Annotated in this window: 16 protein-coding genes; 15 read left to right on the top strand and 1 reads right to left on the bottom strand. The window is 44.2% G+C overall.

The window, feature by feature from the left end:
• Nucleotides 1–68: 68 nt before the first annotated feature.
• The 9 genes from VF412_RS03545 (at nucleotide 69) to VF412_RS03505 (ending at nucleotide 9143) form a co-directional block, all read left to right on the top strand.
• A complete protein-coding gene (locus VF412_RS03545; RefSeq protein WP_331337826.1) occupies nucleotides 69–2324 on the top strand; it encodes a heavy metal translocating P-type ATPase in 2256 nt (751 codons plus the stop codon).
• Nucleotides 2321–2485 carry a cbb3-type cytochrome oxidase assembly protein CcoS gene (ccoS, locus tag VF412_RS03540; RefSeq protein WP_331337825.1) on the top strand — a complete coding sequence of 55 codons (165 nt, stop codon included), beginning with the start codon at nucleotides 2321–2323 and terminating at the stop codon, nucleotides 2483–2485. Before VF412_RS03545 ends, ccoS begins: the two co-directional genes overlap by 4 nt.
• A complete protein-coding gene (gene ccoN, locus VF412_RS03535) occupies nucleotides 2472–4601 on the top strand; it encodes a cytochrome-c oxidase, cbb3-type subunit I (protein WP_331337824.1) in 2130 nt (709 codons plus the stop codon). Before ccoS ends, ccoN begins: the two co-directional genes overlap by 14 nt.
• Nucleotides 4598–4777 (top strand): cbb3-type cytochrome c oxidase subunit 3, encoded by a 180-nt coding sequence (locus tag VF412_RS03530; RefSeq protein ID WP_331337823.1) that lies wholly within the window; start codon nucleotides 4598–4600, stop codon nucleotides 4775–4777. The genes ccoN and VF412_RS03530 overlap by 4 nt, the downstream gene beginning before the upstream one ends.
• The gene (locus tag VF412_RS03525; protein ID WP_331337822.1) at nucleotides 4764–5321 is read left to right on the top strand and encodes a cbb3-type cytochrome c oxidase N-terminal domain-containing protein; all 558 of its coding nucleotides are present in this window, start codon (nucleotides 4764–4766) and stop codon (nucleotides 5319–5321) included. The genes VF412_RS03530 and VF412_RS03525 overlap by 14 nt, the downstream gene beginning before the upstream one ends.
• The gene (ccoG, locus tag VF412_RS03520; RefSeq protein ID WP_331337821.1) at nucleotides 5318–6709 is read left to right on the top strand and encodes a cytochrome c oxidase accessory protein CcoG; all 1392 of its coding nucleotides are present in this window, start codon (nucleotides 5318–5320) and stop codon (nucleotides 6707–6709) included. Before VF412_RS03525 ends, ccoG begins: the two co-directional genes overlap by 4 nt.
• Nucleotides 6706–7335 (top strand): sulfite exporter TauE/SafE family protein, encoded by a 630-nt coding sequence (locus VF412_RS03515; protein ID WP_331337820.1) that lies wholly within the window; start codon nucleotides 6706–6708, stop codon nucleotides 7333–7335. Before ccoG ends, VF412_RS03515 begins: the two co-directional genes overlap by 4 nt.
• Nucleotides 7336–7502: 167 nt before the next feature.
• Nucleotides 7503–8819 (top strand): OmpA family protein, encoded by a 1317-nt coding sequence (locus tag VF412_RS03510; RefSeq protein ID WP_331337819.1) that lies wholly within the window; start codon nucleotides 7503–7505, stop codon nucleotides 8817–8819.
• Between the two features lie 9 nt (nucleotides 8820–8828).
• Nucleotides 8829–9143 (top strand): transcriptional regulator, encoded by a 315-nt coding sequence (locus VF412_RS03505; RefSeq protein ID WP_331337818.1) that lies wholly within the window; start codon nucleotides 8829–8831, stop codon nucleotides 9141–9143.
• 25 nt (nucleotides 9144–9168) lie between these two features.
• On the opposite strand, the gene VF412_RS03500 is transcribed toward VF412_RS03505, so the two are convergent.
• A complete protein-coding gene (locus tag VF412_RS03500) occupies nucleotides 9169–9849 on the bottom strand; it encodes a protein-L-isoaspartate O-methyltransferase (protein WP_331337817.1) in 681 nt (226 codons plus the stop codon).
• A gap of 43 nt (nucleotides 9850–9892) precedes the next feature.
• Here VF412_RS03500 and VF412_RS03495 point away from each other — a divergent pair, with 43 nt between their 5' ends.
• The 6 genes from VF412_RS03495 (at nucleotide 9893) to VF412_RS03470 (ending at nucleotide 16261) form a co-directional block, all read left to right on the top strand.
• Nucleotides 9893–10834, top strand: a complete 942-nt coding sequence (locus VF412_RS03495; RefSeq protein ID WP_331337816.1) for a hydrogen peroxide-inducible genes activator — start codon at nucleotides 9893–9895, stop codon at nucleotides 10832–10834.
• Nucleotides 10835–10932: 98 nt separating this feature from the next.
• Entirely contained in the window at nucleotides 10933–11376 is a 444-nt protein-coding gene (locus tag VF412_RS03490) for a DNA starvation/stationary phase protection protein (protein WP_331337815.1), read from the top strand.
• Nucleotides 11377–11613: 237 nt separating this feature from the next.
• Nucleotides 11614–12162 (top strand): hypothetical protein, encoded by a 549-nt coding sequence (locus VF412_RS03485; RefSeq protein ID WP_331337814.1) that lies wholly within the window; start codon nucleotides 11614–11616, stop codon nucleotides 12160–12162.
• 163 nt (nucleotides 12163–12325) lie between these two features.
• Entirely contained in the window at nucleotides 12326–13003 is a 678-nt protein-coding gene (locus VF412_RS03480) for a response regulator transcription factor (protein ID WP_331337813.1), read from the top strand.
• A complete protein-coding gene (locus VF412_RS03475) occupies nucleotides 13000–14403 on the top strand; it encodes a HAMP domain-containing sensor histidine kinase (protein ID WP_331337812.1) in 1404 nt (467 codons plus the stop codon). The genes VF412_RS03480 and VF412_RS03475 overlap by 4 nt, the downstream gene beginning before the upstream one ends.
• Before the next feature lie 64 nt (nucleotides 14404–14467).
• Nucleotides 14468–16261: a hypothetical protein gene (locus VF412_RS03470; RefSeq protein ID WP_331337811.1), complete on the top strand. Its 1794-nt coding sequence runs from the start codon at nucleotides 14468–14470 to the stop codon at nucleotides 16259–16261.
• The last annotated feature ends 30 nt before the right edge of the window (nucleotides 16262–16291 follow it).

Here is a 16291-nt window from a genome sequence, read left to right as displayed (position 1 = left end):
CAGACTAAGCTGATTGCCATCATGTTTTGTGTGCCTCACCTTGACGATACTGCCGGTGAGAGGCACTTATGGATTTCACTAGCACACAACACTGTCAGTTTTGCGGATTACCTTCCGAAGGAAAGAGCTTCTGTTGTGACGCCTGCGAATTACTATCGCAAAAAGTCCCCTCTGTTACCGTCCCCCCCTCGCAAGAATTTAAGCATTTAGATTCTCCAGAATTTAAAGATCTTTATCGTCAAGAAAACGAAGACTACAATTACCTCTTCCACGCAGAGGGTCTACACTGCTCTTCGTGTGTTCACATTCTAGAAAAAATGCCCGAGTTTTACGAAGACCTTGAAAAAGTTCGTGTGAATTTCGGCCAATCCACTGTCGCTGTGCAACTCGACGAAAACGGCTCTTTAGCAAAAACCGCACAACTTATTAAAGAGCTGGGCTATACCCCTTCTCTGATCAGCGCCAAGGACAATCTGGCGGAAAAATATAAAGCAGAAAATAGAAAATTTTTAAACCGTATCGCCATCGCTGGCTTTTGCGCTGGCAATACAATGCTGTTCGTCGTTCCTGTCTATGCGGGACTGGATGGGGGATGGGCTACGATCTTCAATTGGTTGAGCTTTGCATTGTTCTTACCAATATTATTTTATTCAGCGATACCTTTTTATCAAGGCGCTTGGGCTTCTTTAAAGTACCACCACGTTAGTGCGGATCTTCCTATCGTCCTCGCACTATGGTCAGGATTTTTATTTTCTACTTACAACCTAGTCTACAGTGGCGGCCCTATTTATTTCGATAGCACCGCCAGTTTTCTTTTCCTGATCCTGTCAGCACGTTATCTTTTAAAACGAGTTCAGCAGAATTATTTAGCTCCGGCCCGCGCAGTTTCATTGTTTAAGAATGAATTCTACAAAGTAGCAGATTCCGAGCACTCCCTGCCTTGGAATAAAGTTCGTCCGGGCCAAGAACTTCTGTTATCACGTTTGCAATCGGTTCCCGCGGACAGCGAGCTTTTATCGCAAGAAGCCTCTTTGGATTTATCTCTATTTAACGGCGAGTCTCTGCCCCGCAATTTTACTAAGGGCATGATGATTTATGCAGGCAGCAAGCTTTTAAACGAAGAAGCGCGTATTCGTGTTCTTCAGCCCTTTGAATCCAGCAAATTGGGTGAGCTTTTCAATAAACTTGATCAAAATGCTTATTTAAAAAGTCATTTCGGAGCTCTGTCGGATCGACTCGCGCAAAAATTAATAATCACCGTTTTTGCGGCCGCTTTGATTTTCTTTATTATCTATTATCACATCAACGCTGTTGAAGCCTTCAATCGCAGTCTGGCTCTTATCGTCCTTGCTTGTCCCTGCGCATTGGCTTTCGGCACTCCGTTGGCATTGGGTTTGGCTTTGAAGAAAGCACAACGCCTGGGGATACTCATTAAAAACTCTGACAGTCTCGAAAAAATTTTGAATGTCAGAAATGTCTTCTTTGATAAAACAGGAACTTTGACCGAGGGACATTTGGGGCTCGCTCACTCGGCTCCGCAGGTCATTCAGCAAGATCTCATCAACAATATTTTAGCCATTGAAAATCAATCAGTTCATCCGGTAGCCTTTGCACTTCGCAAGACTTGGAAAGCTACTGCTTATCCAAAAGTAGAAAGCTTCGAAGAAATTTTTGGACAAGGGGTTCGCGGCTCTATCCAAGGCGACATCTATGAAATTAAAGCCTTGTCTGACACAACCCACGACTCGGAATTGGCTGTTGAGGTCTTTAAAAATGGTCACACCCAATGCCGTCTTTATTTTAATGACGAGATCCGCGACAACGCGGCCTCTTTGGTGAAGGCTCTAAATAAGCGCGGTCTTCATTGCTTTATTTTATCTGGCGATAAAAATGCACGTGTTCGAGAGGTCGCAAAAAAATGCGGTATCGCAGAAGCCGATGCGTTTGGTGAACTTTTCCCAGAGGACAAGTTAAGCATCCTACAAGAACTCACCCACACCTGCATGATTGGCGACGGCGCCAATGATGCGCTTTCATTGCAACGAGCCGACGTCGGCATCGCCGTTAAAGGCAGCCTAGATATCAGTTTGCAAAGCGCAGATGTATATTTCACACGCACAGGCCTCGAGTCATTATTAAATCTTTTTGACCTCGCAGAGCAATCTCGCAAAATTCTGATCCGCAACCTGATACTCTCACTCATTTACAATATGATCGGTGCTGTTTTAGCTTTAACAGGATTTATCAATCCAATGATGGCGGCGATCCTTATGCCCATCAGCTCGCTTTTGATTATCGCGTCTTCATTTTGGGGGTTCCGATGAATATTTTGATCTTAATGATCCCCATGGCGCTACTCCTTGGAGTCGGATTTATCTCGGCCTTTTTATGGGCCAACTCTCAAGGACAATTTGACGATTTAGAAACACCAGCTCACAGAATTTTAAAAGAAGACAATGAAAGGATAGGACGTGAACACAAGTAAGAATTTAATAGAGGAAATTTTCTATGACGATGATATCGTCAAGAAGTTTACCCTTGCGACGTTGCTCTGGGCTTTGGCGGCGTTCATATTTGGATTATTCATCGCGCTGGAGTTGGCTTATTGGCCGATGAATATGAATTTGGAATGGATTACCTTCGGTCGTCTTCGACCTCTGCATACAAATGCCGCCATTTTTGCATTCGCAGGTAATGCGATTTTCGCCGGGATTTATTATTCCACTCAAAGACTGTTGAAAACCCGACTTTTCTCAGACACCTTATCAAGAATTCACTTCTGGGGCTGGCAATTAATCATCATCTCTGCTGCCATCACTTTACCATTGGGATACACACAAGGGAAAGAATACGCAGAACTAGAATGGCCGATTGATATTGCGATCACTGTGATTTGGGTTGTCTTCGCTGTGAATTTCTTTATGACCATTCGTCAACGTCGCGAAAAACACATGTATGTGGCGATTTGGTTCTATATTGCGACGATTATCACTGTCGCGGTTTTGCATATCGTGAATTCTATCGCTATTCCAGTGGGACCATTCAAGTCTTATCCAGTGTATTCAGGCATTCAGGATGCCTTGGTCCAATGGTGGTATGGTCATAATGCCGTGGCGTTCTTCTTAACCACACCATTCTTAGGATTGATGTATTACTTTGTACCAAAGGCTGCGAATCGTCCGATCTATTCTTATCGACTTTCCATCGTGCATTTTTGGTCGTTGGTATTTATCTATATCTGGGCTGGTCCGCATCACTTGCTTTACACTTCTTTGCCAGAGTGGGCACAAACCCTTGGAATGGTTTTCTCGATCATGTTATGGGCTCCATCATGGGGTGGCATGATCAATGGTCTTTTGACCCTAAAAGGTTCTTGGGATCTATTGCGCAAAGAGCCTCTTTTAAAATTCTTCGTCGCAGCTTTGACTTTTTATGGGATGGCCACATTCGAAGGACCTCTTCTTTCAATCAAATCTGTATCGGCTATCGGTCACTATACTGATTGGATTATTGGCCACGTGCACTCAGGTGCTCTTGGTTGGAATGGCTTTCTTTCTTTCGGTATGATTTACTATCTGGTTCCGCGCTTGTGGAACACAAAACTTTACTCGAAAAAACTTCTGGAAAATCATTTCTGGATCGGACTTGTCGGTATTCTTCTCTACTACATCTCAATGGTCACTGCCGGTATCACTCAGGGCTTGATGTGGAGAGCAATTAATAAAGATGGTACTTTAACTTATCCTGATTTTATTGAGACCGTCGTTCGCATTGTGCCGCTCTATTGGGTTCGCGCATTGGGTGGAGCTTTGTTCATCATCGGCTTCCTGCTCATGTGTTATAACATCTTTAAAACAATCCAGATGGCGCCAAAGGCTCAACCGTCTCAAGCTCATTCTGTAACTCGCACGGGCTACGATGAAGTGACTAAAGAAACTCATCGCAAACTAGAGGGAATGGGATTTACTTTCTCAGTTCTGGCTTTCATTGCCATTCTTGTTGGAAGCGTTATTGAGATTTATCCGACACTGGCTTTGCACAAATATATTACACCTGCGAATTTAGTGAATCCTGAGTCTCCGCTCGAGATTGCCGGTCGGGACATCTATATCCGCGAAGGCTGCTATCTTTGTCATTCACAGCAGATTCGTCCCATTGTTTCTGAAGTTCTTCGTTATGGAAAAGCGTCAACAGTGGAAGAATCTTTGTATGATCGTCCGTTCCAGTGGGGATCAAAACGTACAGGCCCAGATTTGGCTCGCGTCGGTAAGAAATATCCAAATCTTTGGCACTATAGCCATATGATGGATCCTCGTGCCGTGACTCCAAGAAGTATCATGCCAAACTATCCATGGTTGGCAGAAAAAAACACTGACTTTATTTCGCTTAGAAAATCGTTATCGGTCATGAAACACCTTGGTGTTCCTTACGAGGAAGATGACGTTGCAAATGCTGATATCAAAGCGCAAAAACAAGCGAAAACTATCGCCGAAGACATTGAGAAAAATGGTGGGCCAAAAGGTTTAGAGAAAAAAGAAATCGTCGCCTTGATTGCCTACCTTCAATCTCTTGGACAAAAAGCACAAGGAGCAGCCCAATGAAAGAAGGACTAGCTTATTTCACTGACACTTACTTAACAGTCATCGGCCTAGCTATTTTCATGCTGTTCTTCTGCGGTGTCCTTATTTGGGTGAATCGCAAAATGGCTAAGGGTTTTTATAAAGAAATGGAACAACTGCCCCTAAAAGACGGAGAATTTTCTCATGAGCGATTCTGAAAATAAATTCCACGAGTACGATGGCATTGTCGAACATGACAATCCCCTTCCAACCTGGTGGCTATGGACATTCTTTTTAACGATCATTTTCGGCTTCCTCTATTTCATACACTATGAATTTGGCGGAGGCCAAAGTCTGCAACAAGAGTTGCAGGTTGCTATGACGGCTCTAGAAAAACAGAAAGCATCCATGGAGGCGACAAGCCCTGTCGAAACTGAAGATGCCTTGAAGCAAATCTTTGCTGCTGGTGGCGTCGTCAAAGCCGGTGGCGAATTGTTTGCTACAAAATGTACAGCTTGTCATGGTCAACAGCTGCAAGGTCTGATTGGTCCGAACTTAACAGATGACTATTGGTTACATGGCCAGGGAACACGCATGGATATTGTAAAAACAATCCGTGAGGGCGTACCTGATAAAGGAATGCCGCCATGGGGACCTTCCTTAAAGCGCGAAGAAATCTACAGCCTAGCTGCATTTATTCTTTCGAAACATGGAAGTAATCCACCCGGTGCAAAACCACCACAAGGAAACAAAGCGCCATGAGTACACTTGATCCAGGAAAACTCACTTCTGTCGATGAAAATGGGGATCGCATCCGTCTGATCCCCGCTGAAGTGCGCGGCTATTTTCATAAGCGTCGCAAAATTGTTCATGGCATTTTGCTTTTTATTTTCTTAGCCATTCCATGGACGACGATGAATCATCGTCAAACTGTTCTTATTAATATTCCGGACAGGGAATTTTACCTGTTCGGAGCTTTATTCAAAGCCCACGACGCCCCGCTGTTGTTTTTCATCTTGGCTATTCTTGGCATCGGACTCGCTTTCATCACTTCTGTATGGGGGCGCGTTTGGTGTGGTTGGGCCTGTCCGCAAACTGTCTTTGTAGAATCTGTTTTCCGCCAAATTGAACAATGGACCGAGGGGAATTACATTCAACGTCGTCAATTGCGTGACGCCCCTTTTGACTTTACAAAAATCCGCAAAGTTTCCTTAAAATGGATTTGCTTTATTCTTGTCTCTTTAGCTATCTCACACAGCTTTATGGCTTACTTTGTTGGAGCCGAAAGCCTTATCGAGATGATGCAAAGAAATCCAGAAGATAACTGGACATACTTCCTTTTAACCGTGGCCTTTACTTCTGTCGTTCTTTTTGATTTTGTCTGGTTCCGTGAGCAATTCTGCGTGATCATGTGCCCTTATGGCCGCATTCAATCTTTGTTACTGGATCAAAAATCGGTTTCTGTCGTTTACGATGTGGCTCGCGGTGAACCACGAAAAGGCAGCGTTGGCGATAAAAAAGGTGACTGCGTCAGCTGCAACCGCTGTGTGCAAGTCTGCCCCACTGGAATCGATATTCGCAATGGGCTACAAATGGAATGCCTAAGCTGCACCGCTTGCATCGATGCCTGTGATGAAATTATGGACAAAGTTAAGAAGCCACGGGGCCTGATTCGCTATCAAACTTTAGATGGTAGTAAATTAACGTGGAAGCGTCCTCGCTCGATTATCTATATCGTTCTTCTTTTGGGTTTATCCGTCACATTGTTTTATTTCTTAAGAACTCACAGTCCAACGGATTGGACCGTCTTGCGGGGCGCAGGCTTGCCCTATTCTTATATAAAGAATGAAGCGAATGAAGAAATTATTCAAAACCAATTCAAAATCCACATTAGCAATGAAGGCAACACATCCGCGACCTATGAATTGCGTTTACTTGGCGCTCCTCTAGGAATTCAACTCATGACTGGAGAAAATCCACTCACATTAAATGCTGGCGACAATCACGAATGGTTCTTCTTCTTGCGCCTTCCTCCTACAGCGTTCAAGGGACACGACGGAAAGATTAAAATAAAAATACAAATTCGCGATTTGCAAAGTGACTTCATCGGAGTTAGGGAAGTTACGATAGTTGGACCGAGGGAGCTATGAATCAGTCTGTGATTCTAGCGTTAGGAATTCTCACCTCCAGTTTTCTGGGCAGTTGGCACTGCGCTGGAATGTGCGGTCCTATCGCTAGTCTCATGGCACAAAAGAAAAGTCTTGTCTCATACCACATCGCAAGACTTCTTTCTTATACAACTCTCGGGGCACTTTGTGGTCTGCTCGGGCAAAGTCTTTTAAGTTCTTCTTTTATTTGGCTCAGAACGGTCTCATCCATTGTCTTTGCTTTATTTTTGTTGCTCATGGGCCTTTCATTTCTATTCCCTCAACACGTCCCACAAATGGCTGTATCGCAAAAGATCTTTAGGTCCATGCGCACGAAACTTCCGTTAAACCTTCAATCTTCGGGGATCGTAGTAGGCTTATTAAGCGGACTACTTCCTTGCAGTTGGCTTTACACTTATTTGATCGCGGCGATGGCAAGTCAAAGCCCTTGGGCTGGCGCTTTTATCATGGCGTTGTTTGCTTTGGGGGGAATTCCTGCCTTAAGTTTATTCCCGGGCATGATCAAAAAAGTTATTGCTGCCGGATCTGCACGTCAAAAAAAAATCGCCGGCGGTATCTTAATCGCCGCCAGTCTTTATTCCCTCTGTAGCTTTCTGTTTTTACACTGATAGGTAAAGTCCAAAGACTTTCACATAAGCAAGAAACCTTACCTTCGCTTCGTCTTGTCATCTGATCTTAAGCATACAACCAAGTTCAGTTGCTCATTTTCTTTTACCTCCTATAGATCGCGGATTAATTTTTAATTATCTGGCCGAATTTTCTTTAAGGAGGATTTATGCATTCAAGAAACTTAGCAACCATCTTTGTCTTAACCTTAGCAACAGGTTTTATTGGTTGTGCCAGTGCCCCACCGACTGTTCCTGACATCTCTTCCACTGCAAATCCTGCAACCGAGATTGATAAGACCCAACAGATGATTAATGAAGCACGCGATCGCCAAATTGATGTCCTTTCGCCAACAAACTTTAGTAAGGCAGAAGACTCTTTGAAAAGTGCTATAAAAAAACGTGATGCTGGAAAAAGCAACGCTGATATTATCGAACAAGTGGCTTACTCTCGGGGATATTTAAAAGAGGCCTTGGCTAAATCTGAAATTGCAACCATGCAAATGAAGGACATCCAAGATGCCCGCCGTGGAGCATTGAACGCTAAGGCCAATGAATCCCTCCCTAAAGAGTGGGCTTCCACAGGCAAAGAACTTGAAAGCGTTACTAAGGATATTGAAAAAGGAAATATCAAACCTGCCGAGAAAAAAGGCCCTGACATCGTCGCCAAATATCGCAAACTTGAAAAAGACGCCGTCATGAAAATGGCTCTGGGAAAAGCAGATGATAATATCAAGATTGCCGAGAAAGATAATGCAAAGAAGGTCGCTCCGAAGTCCTATGAGCTCACCACAATGAAGTACGATAACGCCGCAAAAATTATTGCTGCAAATCCAAGAAATTCAGCAGCGATCAATAAGGCTGCCGCCGATGCAACGGCCGAATCCGTGCATCTAGTTGATATTGTCGGAAAAGTAAAACAAGGCAATACGGAAGATCTCGTCTTACAAGCGGAACGTCAACAACGTGCCATCACAAGCCTGAGTCGTGAAAACAGAAGCACCGAACACGAATTAAATCAAATGGAGCGTCAACAAGCTGAATTGAAACAGAGCCAAGCATTGATCAATCAAGCAGCTGCTATCCGTCGTCAATTCAAACCGAACGAAGCAGAAGTATTTCCAGAAGGCGGTCGTGTCACTATTCGCTTGAAAGCTCTGCAATTCCCAGTGAACCAAGCAACACTCGGCCCTAGAAATCAAGAATTGCTGGAAAAAGTAAATGAAGCTATCAGCCAAGCCGGCCCATCAAAAGTTATTGTCGAAGGACATACGGATTCAACAGGAAGTGCCGAGAAAAACATGACTCTTTCCGAGCGACGCGCTAAATCCGTTCAAGACTATCTTGTCGCCAATGGCGCTGTTACACTGGACAATGTCGAGTCTGTAGGTTTAGGCGCTACCAAACCTGTCAGTGATAATAAAACATCAGCAGGCCGCGCTCAAAACAGACGCATCGATATTATCGTCGAACCTATTCAAAGATAGGAGGTGTCTATGGCAACAATCCCGGGCCACGGTTGGCGAGATTTTAAAAAAGAGCTCATGGAGAAATGGCATGAGCTTACAGAAAATGACATCGAAAGAACAGGTGGCGAACGCCGTTCTTTGATGGATCTTCTAGAACGTAAAGTAGGAATGAAAATCGAAGACGCCAGCGAGCACATCGAACAAATGGCCGAGCGATATCACCTCTATGATGAGCCAGAAGAATCCAAAGCTGACATAGTTCGTAAAGAAAATGAAGAGCGGGTTCTTGAGATAAATCCTAAAGCTCCGAAAGAAAGAAATTTCAAACCGAAAAATCTTTAAGAATTATCTTCAATGACCCTGCTCATCACTCGAGAATCCCATCATCCAGATGGGATTCTTTTTTCCTGACCACCGGAACAAATTGGCAAGGAATCGAAATCTTCACTTCCGCGTGACCGTCTTTTTTTCGAATCACTTCCAAAAGTTCATCTTCACCGCCACCACGCTCACGAACGAAAACCATCAGTCCGTTTTCTTTCAGACTTGAAAAAAGCTTTTCAGGAAATTCAGCAGATCCTGCCGTAAAAATAATTCGATCAAATGGTCCTTCGCTAATAGTTCCCTCGAAACCATCCCTATTTAAAACCCTGGCGTTTGCAACATTCCGATCCCGCAGGATTTTTTGCGCTCGCTCCGCGATTTCGGGGATAATTTCCGTCGAGATCACCTGCCCTGAAGGACCCACTAAATAAGCAAGCAATGCTGAATTCCACCCACTGCCCGCGCCAAGCTCGTAGACTTTCTGCCCCGGCTCTAGCTCCATCAGATCAAGAATGCGAAGGACAAAGCTTGGTTGAGAAATCGTTGATCGATAAGGCTCTTTTTCATAGATTGACAACGCACGATCTTCGTAAGCTTTGTGTGGCAAATACTCAGGCACGAAAAGATGCCTGGGATGAGCATAAAAAGCCTCAACCACTCGTTCTGAAAGTGGCAGCGATTTTTCAATCAGTTTGTTTTGATATGACTCTAATCGTGACTCCACAATTAAGCTTGCAAGGTATTTGGGGCCACTGCAAGATTGTATTATGACACTCACCCAACTTGAATACATCCTCGCAGTCGCAGACACAGGCAGCTTTAGCCAGGCCGCTCAACAATGCCACGTCACGCAGCCCACATTGAGCATGCAAATTCAAAAACTTGAAGATGATTTGGGTGTTGTTCTTTTTGATCGTACCAAACAGCCCGTACGCCCTACCTCCACGGGTTTGATCGTTCTGAAGCAAGCCCGCCTTGTCATACAAGATGCTGCTCACTTAAAAGAACTTATAAATGAAAATAAAGGTGAATTGACTGGCGAAGTACGCTTGGGAATTATTCCCACTCTAGCCCCTTACCTTCTGCCTTTATTCTTAAAGAAATTTTTGACGGATCATCCTCGTATCCAAATTCGTATTGAAGAACTTGAGACACAAGCTCTGCTAGAAAAGATTCGCAATAATTCTTTGGATTTGGGATTGGCGGTGAGTCCTATTGATGATGTCAATATCGCGGTCCATCCTCTTTTTTACGAACCATTCTTGGTGTACTTCTCAAAAACTCATCCGCTATCTGATAAAAAAACGGTGGATGAAAAAGATCTTTCACAAGGTGATGTTCTTCTTTTAAATGAGGGCCACTGCTTCCGCGAACAAAGTTTGTCATTATGTCGTAAGAAATCTCAATCTGTTGAAGGAAAAAATTTCTCATTTGAAAGTGGCAGTCTTGAGACTCTAAAAAAACTAGTGGATCAGGGTACGGGATTCACTCTTTTGCCTTACCTGGCGTCTCAGGATGTGAAGGACAAGAAACGTCTAAAAATGTTCAACAATCCTATTCCGACGCGGGAAGTAAGTCTCCTGCACGGCCCCCATTTTCAGCGGAAAGCGCTTTTAAAGGCTTTGACATCAGAGATTCAAGAAAGTCTTCCGGAAGAGATCTCTTTAAAGAAAACGTCTCACCAGAAAGCCATCAGTCCCTTGACCTAACGCCCTATAGATTTTCTCTATGAGGCCCATAGAAAAAGAAGACTGTTTTTCGACACCCAGTTGCTCTATGATTATTTTGTACCTTCAGGAGGAATCATATGAGCAACAACAACGTAATTGAATCTCTTAAAAAAACATTGGCCGAAGAATACACTCTTCAAATAAAAACGCAAAACTTCCACTGGAATGTAGAAGGTCCTTTGTTCTTCTCTCTTCACAAACTTTTTGAAGAACAATATGGCGAAATTTCTGAATTCGTTGACTCTGCCGCAGAAACATTGCGCGCAATGAAATCACGCGCTCCGGGAAGCTTTACTGAATTTAAGACATTGTCTTCGATTCAAGAGCCACCATCAGAAAAATTGAATGCGAACCAAATGATTGAAATGCTGACTCAAGACCATACTGCTGTTGCGACGGCTTTCAAAGCTCGTTTGGAAGAGGCAGAAGAAGCTGGTGAAATCAATGCTGTGACTCTTTATGAAGATCTGATCACCTTCCACGAAAAAGCAGCGTGGATGATCCGCAGCCACAGATCTTAATTTTAGGCCTGAAACGAAAGCCCTCAAAAGAGGGCTTTCATTTCATTCAATGCCTTTCCAACTATTTTGTATGGATTTTGTAAAGATGATGGAACTAAGAAAAAAACAATTTTGAGAATTCGCAAATTAACTCACCCAATTATCCGCACTTTCAACACATTTCATTTTTACTTCTTCACTTCAACATCCTCTGTTTTCAAAATCGCCTGAGACCAACCAATCTCAGGAGGATTGAAAATGAAATTCTATGTATGCAGCATTCTAACCACAGCAGCATTAGCTCTTCCGGCTTTCGCAGCACCATCACACGCGACCGCAGCGGATCCACAAGAGCAAGATCAAATGACGTTGGCCTTTTCTGAAGGCACGTTGTTCAACCCACTTCAAACGCCATCTGCTTGCAGCACTTTGAACTTGGACGACACTCAGAAAAATTCTTTGAAAGAGGCTTACTATAACTTCGCAAAACAAAAAAATACGCTAGAGGCGGAAGTTAAAAATGCAATGCTAGATGTTCGTCACACTTTATTGAATACTTCTTCAACTAAAGACGATGCCAACGCTTCACTGGCTGCCGCGAAAACCGCAATGGGAAATTTGGGTGATGCTGTCGGCTCATTAACAACGACAATCTTCTACGACATCCTCAAACCAGAACAAAGACAACCTGCCTTGGAGTGCGCAATGGCTTGGGCAAAAATGAAGAAAGAACAGAAATTGAGACAAATTTGTGCGAGCCTGCCTCCACAACCTCAGCCATCACCGTCTCCAAGCCCAGCTCCATAGTTTTGAACCCAATTCAGGCCGTAAAAGCCACCAAGCCGTTGCCTTTGGCAGCGGCTTTTTGATTTGTCTCATAACAAGACTTTTGCCTAGACTCCACAGTTACGCCATACTTAGACTCGAAAATCTCAGTTAAGAACCTCTATTAAACTGGTAGTTTATTGTTATGGCGCAAATATTTTTACTCGAAGACGATCCAATTCTAGGCAAGGCTATTCAACTTCAACTGGAGCTCGAAAACTATGGTGTTTTATGGGCTCAGTCGATTCAAGAGGCTCGACGCGTTTATTCGCAAAGCTCTGGAGTGGATCTTTTCCTTCTTGATGTGAATTTGCCAGATGGTGACGGCTTTGGGTTTTGCAAATGGCTACGCCAAGAATCGGTGCAAACTCCCATTATATTCCTGACTGCACGCACAGATGAAGACAGTGTCGTTCAAGGTTTTACCGAAGGAGCGAACGATTACATTCGCAAGCCCTTCGGACACAAAGAACTTTTGGCTCGGGTGAAGAACCAACTTTCTGAAAATAAACCATCCCTGGAATTAATTCGTTTTGCAGGTCTGACTTTGGTAAAAAACCAGCAGATCTTAAAAACCGGCACATCTTTTATCAACCTCAATCGCCGCGAGTTTGAAATTTTAAGTGTGTTCTTTGCTCAACCGGAAACAATTATCTCTCGCGAGCAATTGATTTCTGCTTTCTCTGCGGGTGAAGAAATCTTCGACCGCACGGTAGACTCGCACATCAGTCATATTCGCACGCGATTACAGAAACATGGCGTATCGAATATCAAGATCACGTCCGTGTATGGCCAAGGCTATCGCCTCGAGAAGACGTCATGATTATCAAACCTTTATTTAGAAGAAACTATTTTACTTTTGCCTCTATCATTTTGGTATTTATGGCAATTGGCTTCGCTTCGACATATTTGTATTCCAAATACGAACGCAGCCAAATGGTGATTCGTCCGAACTTCTTCTTTAACCATATATTTTCTGAGTTGGATCCAGATCCCGAAAAAGCTCTTGAAAAAATGAGAGCCGCCTCCGGCCAGACAGATCCGATAGCTTTCTTCCTGGTGAACAACGAAGGTATCAGCATCAAAGAACATCAGAAAATCTTGGACCATCCGCTTTCTCAAGAACAACTGAATGATCTGCGTAGCGGTACCTCATTGCGTTTCACTGGGGACAATACTCCAGGTGCACGACACATCGACATTTTTGCAACAAAGAATCCAGACTGGTTTTTCGTCACAGAGTTTCACGGTCTTCGCGGCCCCAAAAACCCCAACCTGATGTGGATTACTCTGGGAAGTCTTGCGTGCTGTACCTTGATTTCAGTTGCGATCGCCCTGATTTTGCAATTCTCTAAATACCGTCAAAGAGCAGAAGAGGCTTTGGAAGTTCTTCAAGTCATGCGCCAAGGAAACTTATCTGCTCGCATGCCCGCAAAAAAATTTGAAGATCTCGGCCCCCTTGTTCAAGCTTTCAATATTATGGCCGACGACATCGAGCGCATGGTCGAAAATATGAAAAAAGCGGACTTTGCGCGCCGTCAACTTTTGCAAGATTTGGCTCACGACTTAAGAACGCCCTTAGCTTCTTTGAAAACATTCCTCGAGACACTGAAACATTCTGACAGAAAGTTATCAGAAGAAAAGCGCCATGAAGTGGTCTCTTTGTGTTTCACCGAAGTTGAATACTTTGGAAATCTTGTCGAGGATCTTTTATTCCTCGCGCAAATCACTGAGCCTAAATACTCCCTAGGATCAGAAGACATTGATATTCTAGAGCGCGTTTATGAACAAGTGCACGTCTTTAAAACTCGTTATCCACATATTCAGTTTGATGTGGCTTCAAATCTCAACGAGGGGCAAACTCATTTAATTGGATCAACGAAACTGATCGACCGTATGCTTCGCAATGCTTTTGAAAACTCGTCTTCCTTCGCAAAATCGAAGATCCGCTTAGAGCTTACGAAATCGAGTGAACATATTCAAATTAACATTCTAGATGATGGTCCCGGCTTCTCAGAACGAGCACTTAAGGAATTCGGCTATAAAAAAGCCAGCCGTGTCTTATCTGGAGACAGTGATAACAAAAGAATCTCGGTCGGAATCGGATCTGTGATCATGCGGGAAATCGTTCAACTCCATTCTGGTGAGTTACACGCAGAAAATATCTTGAAGCAAGACGAAGTTTTAGGAAGTAAAGTCTCTCTCATCTTACCCGTCGTTTAACGGGTCTAGATCCACAAGTTTTAAATATTTCCTCGCTACGATTTAGGAATCAAAGGCAGGAAGTATGCTCAGCAAAATTTTAATCTCGCTCGTGACCCTTGGCTCTATCCCCGCACTTGCACAGTCCGTTTCCATGTGGGGAACTGGAATGTATGGCGGGACACAGGGCTGCTCTTATCAAAGAACAGCTGGTGCTGGCGCTCAAAGCCAGGACGATGAAACAAAAGAAATTCAGCAATCCATTCAAGAACTTCAGAAACAACAGAAACAAAAAAAGACCGAAAAAAGTCGTTTAGAATCTCGGGACATGCGTGACTCTAAAAAAACAATCAACGGAGTTTTGTCTTCCGATTATGCTGACTTCGTCATCGATCATATGGATGCAGGACGTGCCTGTGCTGAATATAAAGGTGTTGGTCAGCAGGGTGATACTATCGCGTCTGGTGACGAAGGTGGCACAGCAGTTCAGTCTCCAGGCACCGAAGAAACACAGCCCTTCACTGCTGATGAGTGGGGTAAAGTCTGCGATAAAAGCAAATCAGGTGCCGTATCAGGTGTGGTGTGCTCTGTGGCGAAGTTCCGTAATGAAGACAAAGGTGCTTATACAACTGAAGACTGTAAGAAGGCTTTGTCTGATTATCGTAAAGAGAAACTTCAACGTGATAAGCTAACTCACGAAATCGCGGCCCTTGATAAACAAATTCAATCTGAAAAAGACCGTCTTAAAGATGCGAAAGAAGATGCGGCTCAAGCCATCGCCGATGGCAACAAATCCGATACAGAAGGTGGCATTTGTGCTACGTGTGCAATGTCGGGCAATGGTTATACTTATCAAAAACCTCAAACAGACTGGGCCAACGTTGCAGCAAACGTCGGAACAGGTCTTCTTGCAACTTATCTTGGATATAGACAACAAAAAGAAATCACTGAAGCCAATGCGAACTTAGGTTGGCCAACACAATCCTACCCTAGCTGGAGCTATGGGATGCCCTTCTTTGCACAAGGTCTTTACGGCGCTTTGGGCGGCGGCACGGGCCAAGGCTCTTTCGGTTGTGGCGGTGGCAGTAGCGGTGTTGGCGGTGCCTTCGGTTATCCAATGGGTATGATGGGCATGAACACCATGGGCGGCGGTCTCTTCACCGCAGGCATGGGACCCTGGGGCATGAACGGTATGAATGCTTCGGGTGGTATGGGAATGTACGGCGGCATGGGTATGATGATGGGATCCATGATGGGTTACGGCTCGATGATGGGCTACGGCAACATGATGGGCTCAATGATGGGTAACATGTCAGGCTACGGTGCCATGATGGGAATGGGCGGCATCATCAATAGCGGTACGATGATGGGGAATATGATGGGCTACGGTAACATGTCAGGTTACGGCGCCATGATGGGAATGGGTGGCATCATCAATGGCGGTATGATGATGGGGAATATGATGGGCTACGGCTCAATGATGGGTTCAGGTAACATGATGGGCATGGGGGGCATTTTAAATTCAGGTATGATGATGGGAACTGGAACGATCCTGGGATCCACAATTGGAAGCTCTTCAATGTTGCAGTATCAACAACAAGCTTTGCAATTGCAGATGCAATACTACCAGCAATATCAACAGCAGCAAATGCAGCGCTATCAGTCTTATTCATCTCTACAAAATGAGATGTACACTTTGATGGAGCGTATGCAGGCCATTCAATACGGATACGGCTCTGTTTCAACAGGCTATATCGGTGGCACAAGCACTGGAACTTTGATCAACTCGGGTTACACCAATTATGGAAGCTTGGTTTCCAGTGGTTACACTTCTTACGGATCTTTAGTTGGAACAACAGTCAATGCAACCGGCCGCTAGGTTTTAAGCCACACAATGACCTTCAATATA

The organism is Bdellovibrio sp. (assembly GCF_036384735.1).
GTDB lineage: Bacteria > Bdellovibrionota > Bdellovibrionia > Bdellovibrionales > Bdellovibrionaceae > Bdellovibrio.
This window is presented reverse-complemented; position numbering and strand designations above follow the sequence as displayed.

Bases quoted from the DNA above. Each gene is read 5' to 3' on its own strand.
- VF412_RS03475 (WP_331337812.1), top strand. From the start codon at position 13,000: ATGATTATCAAACCTTTATTTAGAAGAAACTATTTTACTTTTGCCTCT.
- VF412_RS03530 (WP_331337823.1), top strand. From the start codon at position 4,598: ATGAAAGAAGGACTAGCTTATTTCACTGACACTTACTTAACAGTCATC.
- ccoS (WP_331337825.1), top strand. From the start codon at position 2,321: ATGAATATTTTGATCTTAATGATCCCCATGGCGCTACTCCTTGGAGTC.
- VF412_RS03510 (WP_331337819.1), top strand. From the start codon at position 7,503: ATGCATTCAAGAAACTTAGCAACCATCTTTGTCTTAACCTTAGCAACA.
- VF412_RS03525 (WP_331337822.1), top strand. From the start codon at position 4,764: ATGAGCGATTCTGAAAATAAATTCCACGAGTACGATGGCATTGTCGAA.
- VF412_RS03505 (WP_331337818.1), top strand. From the start codon at position 8,829: ATGGCAACAATCCCGGGCCACGGTTGGCGAGATTTTAAAAAAGAGCTC.
- VF412_RS03490 (WP_331337815.1), top strand. From the start codon at position 10,933: ATGAGCAACAACAACGTAATTGAATCTCTTAAAAAAACATTGGCCGAA.
- VF412_RS03545 (WP_331337826.1), top strand. From the start codon at position 69: ATGGATTTCACTAGCACACAACACTGTCAGTTTTGCGGATTACCTTCC.
- VF412_RS03515 (WP_331337820.1), top strand. From the start codon at position 6,706: ATGAATCAGTCTGTGATTCTAGCGTTAGGAATTCTCACCTCCAGTTTT.
- ccoG (WP_331337821.1), top strand. From the start codon at position 5,318: ATGAGTACACTTGATCCAGGAAAACTCACTTCTGTCGATGAAAATGGG.
- VF412_RS03495 (WP_331337816.1), top strand. From the start codon at position 9,893: ATGACACTCACCCAACTTGAATACATCCTCGCAGTCGCAGACACAGGC.
- VF412_RS03480 (WP_331337813.1), top strand. From the start codon at position 12,326: ATGGCGCAAATATTTTTACTCGAAGACGATCCAATTCTAGGCAAGGCT.
- VF412_RS03470 (WP_331337811.1), top strand. From the start codon at position 14,468: ATGCTCAGCAAAATTTTAATCTCGCTCGTGACCCTTGGCTCTATCCCC.
- VF412_RS03485 (WP_331337814.1), top strand. From the start codon at position 11,614: ATGAAATTCTATGTATGCAGCATTCTAACCACAGCAGCATTAGCTCTT.